The 5742-nt window shown below is 59.7% G+C and carries 9 protein-coding genes; 7 read left to right on the forward strand and 2 right to left on the reverse strand.

The window, feature by feature from the left end:
• Together EOA28_RS22585 and EOA28_RS22590 are read left to right on the forward strand one after the other, a co-directional pair.
• A partial coding sequence (locus EOA28_RS22585) for an EAL domain-containing protein (protein WP_148670807.1) occupies positions 1-678 on the forward strand: 678 nt, incomplete at its 5' end.
• A gap of 115 nt (positions 679-793) precedes the next feature.
• The gene (locus EOA28_RS22590) at positions 794-976 is read left to right on the forward strand and encodes a hypothetical protein (protein WP_128315285.1); all 183 of its coding nucleotides are present in this window, start codon (positions 794-796) and stop codon (positions 974-976) included.
• 103 nt (positions 977-1079) lie between these two features.
• Here EOA28_RS22590 and EOA28_RS38955 read toward each other — a convergent pair whose 3' ends face one another.
• A complete protein-coding gene (locus tag EOA28_RS38955; RefSeq protein ID WP_189342139.1) occupies positions 1080-1364 on the reverse strand; it encodes a hypothetical protein in 285 nt (94 codons plus the stop codon).
• Between the two features lie 196 nt (positions 1365-1560).
• Here EOA28_RS38955 and EOA28_RS22600 point away from each other — a divergent pair, with 196 nt between their 5' ends.
• The 5 genes from EOA28_RS22600 (at position 1561) to EOA28_RS22610 (ending at position 4736) form a co-directional block, all read left to right on the forward strand.
• A complete protein-coding gene (locus tag EOA28_RS22600) occupies positions 1561-3210 on the forward strand; it encodes an MFS transporter (protein ID WP_128315286.1) in 1650 nt (549 codons plus the stop codon).
• Between the two features lie 325 nt (positions 3211-3535).
• Positions 3536-3949: a hypothetical protein gene (locus tag EOA28_RS40385; protein ID WP_245501577.1), complete on the forward strand. Its 414-nt coding sequence runs from the start codon at positions 3536-3538 to the stop codon at positions 3947-3949.
• A gap of 136 nt (positions 3950-4085) precedes the next feature.
• The gene (locus tag EOA28_RS40390) at positions 4086-4319 is read left to right on the forward strand and encodes a hypothetical protein (protein WP_245501578.1); all 234 of its coding nucleotides are present in this window, start codon (positions 4086-4088) and stop codon (positions 4317-4319) included.
• On the forward strand, positions 4303-4434 hold the full coding sequence (locus EOA28_RS40945) for a hypothetical protein (RefSeq protein ID WP_281060915.1): 132 nt from the start codon (positions 4303-4305) through the stop codon (positions 4432-4434). The genes EOA28_RS40390 and EOA28_RS40945 overlap by 17 nt, the downstream gene beginning before the upstream one ends.
• Positions 4435-4523: 89 nt before the next feature.
• Positions 4524-4736: a hypothetical protein gene (locus tag EOA28_RS22610; RefSeq protein ID WP_128315287.1), complete on the forward strand. Its 213-nt coding sequence runs from the start codon at positions 4524-4526 to the stop codon at positions 4734-4736.
• 361 nt (positions 4737-5097) lie between these two features.
• Here the strand turns inward: EOA28_RS22610 and EOA28_RS22615 are convergent, their stop codons facing one another.
• On the reverse strand, positions 5098-5595 hold the full coding sequence (locus EOA28_RS22615; RefSeq protein ID WP_128315288.1) for a ProQ/FinO family protein: 498 nt from the start codon (positions 5593-5595) through the stop codon (positions 5098-5100).
• Positions 5596-5742: the final 147 nt, after the last annotated feature.

A 5742-nucleotide genomic window follows, 5' to 3' on the forward strand; every position in this document is an offset into this window, starting at 1 on the left:
GGTTTTGAAGCGCTTCGGCGATGGCAACATCCGACCCTTGGCGCGATCGCTCCCTCGGAGTTCATACCTATCGCTGAAGAAACGGGTTTGATTCACTCCATCGGACACTGGGCTGTCAAAACGGCTTGTTCGGCGGCTGCGCGCTGGCCGCGCGACTTGCGGGTCTCCGTCAACTTGTCGGCAGTGCAGCTTAAAAACAAGGCCTTGCTGGATGGAATTTTAGAGACCTTAGCTGAAGGCGGTTTGGAGCCCCGGAGACTGGAGGTCGAGATTACAGAAAATGTTCTGATTTCGAATTTTGAAGAAACAGTTTCGTTATTACGATCATTAAGTTCGTTATCCGTAACAGTTGCTCTTGACGATTTTGGTACCGGTTATTCATCACTCACTTATCTTCGTAAATTGCCTCTTTCACGGCTCAAGATCGACCGATCTTTTGTCCAGGATTTGCTCACCGATGCGGACTGCGCCGCGATTGTGAGATCATTGGTTGAGTTGGCGCATGAGCTTCGAATTGAGGTAACGGCCGAAGGCGTCGAAACTTCTGACCAGCTCGACTATCTGCGCCGCGTCGGATGTGATGAAGCTCAGGGCTATTTAATCGGGAAACCTGTCCGGATTGACGACATTCCTGGCATTGCTGCGGGGCCGTTTGGTCAGAAGCAGGTAATCGAATAGCAAGACCGGCACCTTGGCGCGATGGTCTGATTGTCTCGAATCTCGACGAGTACGGCCGCCTTGCTCAGGGAGGCTGAAGGCCGCAAATCCTTGTGCAAGCATTGGCAGTAACCCTGTGACGAAGCGTCAGATCGAGGTGATCACGTCGGTCGAGCGGCGCCGGCGCTGGTTTCGGGAGGAGAAGGAGCGGCTGTTCGCGGCGACGTTTGAGGCTGTGGCCAGGCGCGGGGTACGTCGAGAAGACGGCATTGCGTCGAGATTTCACGATCGCAGCGGGAAAGCGCTCGGCTCGGGATGAAGACGAGCTGAGCCTATTGCCGCGTAGTCGCCTTGGGGGCGCAGAGATGACCGGCTTAAGCAGATTTGAGAGGCGGGTCGTTGTTCAGGTTAGCCGCCATAGCTCAGAGCGCATCGTGTTCAATGTTAGTGCTGCAGCCGCTATCCTGCTGCGTGATCTTCATCGTCAGACCGAGAAAACGGAAAGGCAGCGATGGACGTCTGTCTGCAGGGTATAGCGTGGTGAGGCCCATCCACCAGCTGCTCGAAAAGCTTTCGTTGCAGCCGCGCTTGAAGCAAAGAATATGCGCAGCGATTAACCCTCGCGCTGGATCTCGATCTCCGCCGACGACATCGTCGACCGCAAGCGCCCGCTCGAAGCGGATTTTCCGCTTAAGCGCTTTATTCAAGTTTGGGCCGTAGATTCTGGAATGTGCCGCTCGTCGCCGCCTCAATCATTCTTGGTGGGCTGTTCGGCGCGACCGCATTGCCGGTTGCCACCGCATTCGTCGGAGGCAAAAGACTTTCTCTCATTTCGCCAGCCGCCACGGTTCAGTCGAGATTACATGCGAGACCCCCGATAACGGAAGCAAAGGCTCGCAAAAAATGAGTAGAGTGGCTGGATCAGTTGAAGATTTGGCTGCGCCGACGACGTTTGCGCCCCTCCTACAGCCGACCTTTCGCGCGATCTGGCTTGCCACCCAGGTCTCGAGCCTCGGCTGGCTGATGCAGACTGTCGCCATCAGCTGGCTGATGGCGACGATCTCGACTTCCGATCTGATGGTTGCGCTGGTGCAGGCTTCATCGAACCTGCCCGCGTTCATCTTGTCAGTATTCGCGGGAGCTCTCGCCGACAATTTCAGCCGTCGCAGGGTCATGTTCGCCGGCCGGTGCCTGATGGTGATAGGATCTGCGATGCTGACCGCTGTTGTGGCGCTGGGCTTTGTCAGTCCGTGGATGATCCTCGGCTTCAGCTTCCTGATCGCATGCGGGGGTGCTCTTCACGATCCCGCCTGGCAGGCCTCGGTTGGCGATATCGTCGACCGCCGCGATGTCCCGGCTGCCGTGACCCTGCTCTCCGTCGGCTTCAACACGGTCCGGACCGTGGGCCCGGCGCTCGGCGGCATCGTGGTTGCCTCGTTTGGGCTTTTGGCAGCTTTTACCGTGACCACACTCACCTATCTGGTTCCTTTGGGCACGATATGGCGCTGCAAGTGGAAGGTTCGCTCTTCGCCTCTCCCGCGTGAGTCGATGAGGACGGCGATCTATGACGGGCTGCGCTTCACGGCGATGTCTTCGGAAATCAAGGCGGCGATCGCACGCGGAACCCTGTTTGGCCTGGCAAGCATCGCCATTCTCGCACTGCTGCCGCTGGTAGTCCGCGATCATCTGGGAGGCGGACCGCTCGCCTATGGCACGCTCATGGCAGGCTTCGGGACGGGCGCCGTCTTCGCCGGCATCTCCAACGGCACATTTAGACGGAGCTTGTCGCAAGAACGTCTGATGAAGCTCGCGTGCGTCGCCTGCGCGGCCTGCTCCCTCTCCCTTGCACTGACCTCTTCGATTCCGGTGGCCGCACTTGCGCTCGCCTTGGGCGGCGCCGGCTGGGTCACCGCCTGGTCCGGAGTTGGCGTGAGCGTGCAGCTGGCGAGCCCGCGCTGGGTCGTGGGGCGCACGATTTCGATCTACTATGCATTGATAGATGGCGGCATCGCGGCCGGCAGCTGGGTATGGGGCACGGTCTCCCAAAGCCATTCCCTGACGTGGGCGCTGGAGGGTTCCGCTGGAGCGCTGCTGCTCGTCGCCACAGCTGGCATTCTGTTTCCTTTACGCGAGCGCCGCGAGTCCGAGCCCGATCCTTTGGAGGAATTCGACGCCCCAGCTGTCGCTCTCAATTTGAAGCCGAGAAGCGGTCCTATCGTGGTCAAGGTCGAATATCGGATAGCCGAGAAAAATGTCGAGGCCTTCCTCGAGCTCATGCGGCAGCGCAGGCATATCCACAGCCGCATCGGTGCTCGGAACTGGACGCTTCAGCGCAACCTGCAGAAGCCCATGCAATGGACAGAGACATTCCGCACGCCGACCTGGACGGACTACCTTCGCCTCAACCATCGTCTCACGGAAGTAGACAAGGAATTGGACGAGCGTGTCTGCCAGTTGCAGGCGGGAGAGGCAGCGCCTCAAATGACGCTATCGATTGAGCGGCCGACCAGCCCGCCTCGTAAACGCGCAATCCTCCCACTTCCACGTCATTGAAGCCTGACCGTCACGTCTAGGCACCAGCGATTGCTAACGTTGGTACTGCTAATGGTGGTGGCGAGCGCGGAACAACCACCGGGATTCGATGGTCAGCGGCGCAGATGTACAACAGGCTGTCTCGCGCGAGTGGGTACGCAATATCCTGTGTCCGCGACAGAAGCCAAAGACCAATTTCATCCGGTCACGACGTGGCTCCTAACAGCGTCCCGGAAGCGGACACCATGCGTGTGCTTGGGTTGATGGAAAATGCGTGGGGGCGGGTGGACGACGGCGCGCGATGGGCTTAGACGACCTTCGCAATCCCCCAAGCGCCGAGAGCACTATGAAGCAGCAGCGACCCTTTGTCGTCGAGATCAAACAGAAGCGTGGCCTCGTAAAGCGGCCAGAGTCGATCTGGGCCGGCATCGACCTGGCCGCCATCACGAACGATGTCGCGAAAGCAAACACGAAAGGTGCGGTCGCTGAGGCGACGCGGCCGCCGATTGGTCCTGACGAAAATCTTTCCCAGCCCGTGTTCACCACCTCCGAAGAAGTGTCCCAGGCCAAGGAGATGACCGTGCCTGCGGAGCCACCAAAGATCGAGAAAGCGCCGGTTCCGGATGCATCTCAGGCACCCACTGGAGACCGTCGAACTCGCCGCAAGAAGCGGTGGCCGAAAGATGTTCCTCTGCCGCGAGGCGAACGATGGAAGCGGCGCCTGCCGTGGGCGCTGCGCCAGAGCCGGGCTGAGCGGTAGGTCCACTGTTCAACGGGCCAGAAGGAGAATAAAGGCGCGTGCCTGCGGCCCACTCACTGGCGTACCGCTCGCTCAAGACGATCCGTAAGCGCCAATGATGATAGATCAGAGCCGGACCCAGCACTCCGCTGACCACATGCCGGACGCTGCCGATTACGAGCGCGTGGCTGTGGCGCACAATCGTGTCCTCGACCATGCAATCGACCGCGGCGAGCGCGTCTGGAAGTACCAGTGCGCCGGTCGCCAGAGCAGACCAAGCCGAACCCTTCAGGCCACCGCGTCCGGCGAACCGCTCGGCGGTCGCCATCTGGTCGGCTCGAAGCACGTTGACGCAGAAATGCCGATGCTGGTTGATGGCTGCCCACGTTGACGAGTTCAGGTTGATGCTGACCACCATCACCTCGGGTTCGACAGACAAGGAATGGGCGGTGGTCGTGTCCGCTTCGTTGACTGTCTCGCCGGGCTGTTTCGTCTCCTCGCGTTAGCGGAAGTTAAATATCGAGCGTTTCAGCTTGCCGCAAATTAGGGTCTCGATGGCATGTTTGCCTGACTTTTGGGGCGGGCAGGAAGACTGATGCGCGGACGGGGATGGATCAAGGCCTTGCGTCAGGATGAGGCGCGGCAGATGCGTGTGCGCATCGCGGAACTGGAGCGCAACCTCATGGCGACCACGCCACAGGGGCGCCATCGACGTTTTGAAGCCGGGAATGAACTTCGCATTGCGAAATTCCGCCTCGAGCGGCTCGAGGAATGCATCGCCGGAATAGCGAGAAAATGTGGGGCTTAGCGGATCTCGCGGCTCTCGAAGTTGCCGCGCTCCGGGCGAACTGTGCGCCCGATGCTATGATCACAAAGCTGGTGGTTTGACGCCGGTCGAGAGCATCTCTTCAAGCAGCGCTGGGCGGCAGACGCGCAGGCGGCAGGAGGAGTCTGCCTGGAGACAACGCAGGGGGTTGGTTGGTGCGGACGAGGGCAAACGACTTCCGGAAAAGAGCTTTCCCTCCCACGCGTATCGTCCACAGGTAGGCAGCCGCACCCCGTGCGCCATCCTGCAGGACACAACTACCATAGCGAGGCAATCCCGGTTGAAGAGGCGTCGTTTGACTCGGAGATGTTCCTCTGGGGCATCGACCTCTTCATCATGGCTATTACTCGGAAGCCCATGAGTCTTGGGAAGATCTGTGGCCCATCGGCTTTCGGAAAGACCGGCGACGCTTCGTCTCAACGACTATTCCAGCCGTATTCTTCGCGTTGAACACGGCCGTTTGCTTCGGCTTCGGTTGGGGCGGGGCATCAGGCGCCCTTGGCTCCGGCGTTTTCTTGGTCTCTTCCTTGTTCTTGCGGGCGCAAAGCAAAGCTTTGGCGCTCGCCGCCTCCGCATCCGATACCTCGCCGGCCGGCTCGCCATCAAGATCGACCCGCACAGCGCCAGCATTCAGTCTCGCCAAGTACCTGGGCATGCTGGTATAGGCGCGCAGGGCTCTCCTCAATTCATCATCTGACAGTTCGCCGTCCAGCACGCGAATGTCATGATGGATGCCGATCCTAAGCGGCCTGGGCGCTTTCGGATTGAACGCCGCAGGCCACTTTGCCGATAGATGCCGGAAAAGCTGTGCGGGCGATTTCCCTCGGTTGGGGGTCGTCATGATCAAGCCTCGCCCGATTTGTTTTGTTCCCAGTTCGGACGCTTCGTAGCACCCATATATGCAATGATTGTGGACGCCTGAAAAAGTCGCCGGGCAGGGCAAAGCAGCGCATCCTAGCTTCTAGATGAATACCGTTGCCCTCCCAAT

Source organism: Mesorhizobium sp. M2A.F.Ca.ET.067.02.1.1 (assembly GCF_004023285.1).
Taxonomy (GTDB): Bacteria; Pseudomonadota; Alphaproteobacteria; order Rhizobiales; family Rhizobiaceae; genus Mesorhizobium.

What these genes read in the sequence shown, in the direction of transcription:
- EOA28_RS22600 (WP_128315286.1), top strand. Translation starts at nt 1,561, where the DNA reads ATGAGTAGAGTGGCTGGATCAGTTGAAGATTTGGCTGCGCCGACGACG.
- EOA28_RS40385 (WP_245501577.1), top strand. Translation starts at nt 3,536, where the DNA reads ATGAAGCAGCAGCGACCCTTTGTCGTCGAGATCAAACAGAAGCGTGGC.
- EOA28_RS40390 (WP_245501578.1), top strand. Translation starts at nt 4,086, where the DNA reads ATGCCGGACGCTGCCGATTACGAGCGCGTGGCTGTGGCGCACAATCGT.
- EOA28_RS40945 (WP_281060915.1), top strand. Translation starts at nt 4,303, where the DNA reads ATGGCTGCCCACGTTGACGAGTTCAGGTTGATGCTGACCACCATCACC.
- EOA28_RS22610 (WP_128315287.1), top strand. Translation starts at nt 4,524, where the DNA reads ATGCGCGGACGGGGATGGATCAAGGCCTTGCGTCAGGATGAGGCGCGG.
- EOA28_RS22615 (WP_128315288.1), bottom strand. Translation starts at nt 5,595, where the DNA reads ATGACGACCCCCAACCGAGGGAAATCGCCCGCACAGCTTTTCCGGCAT.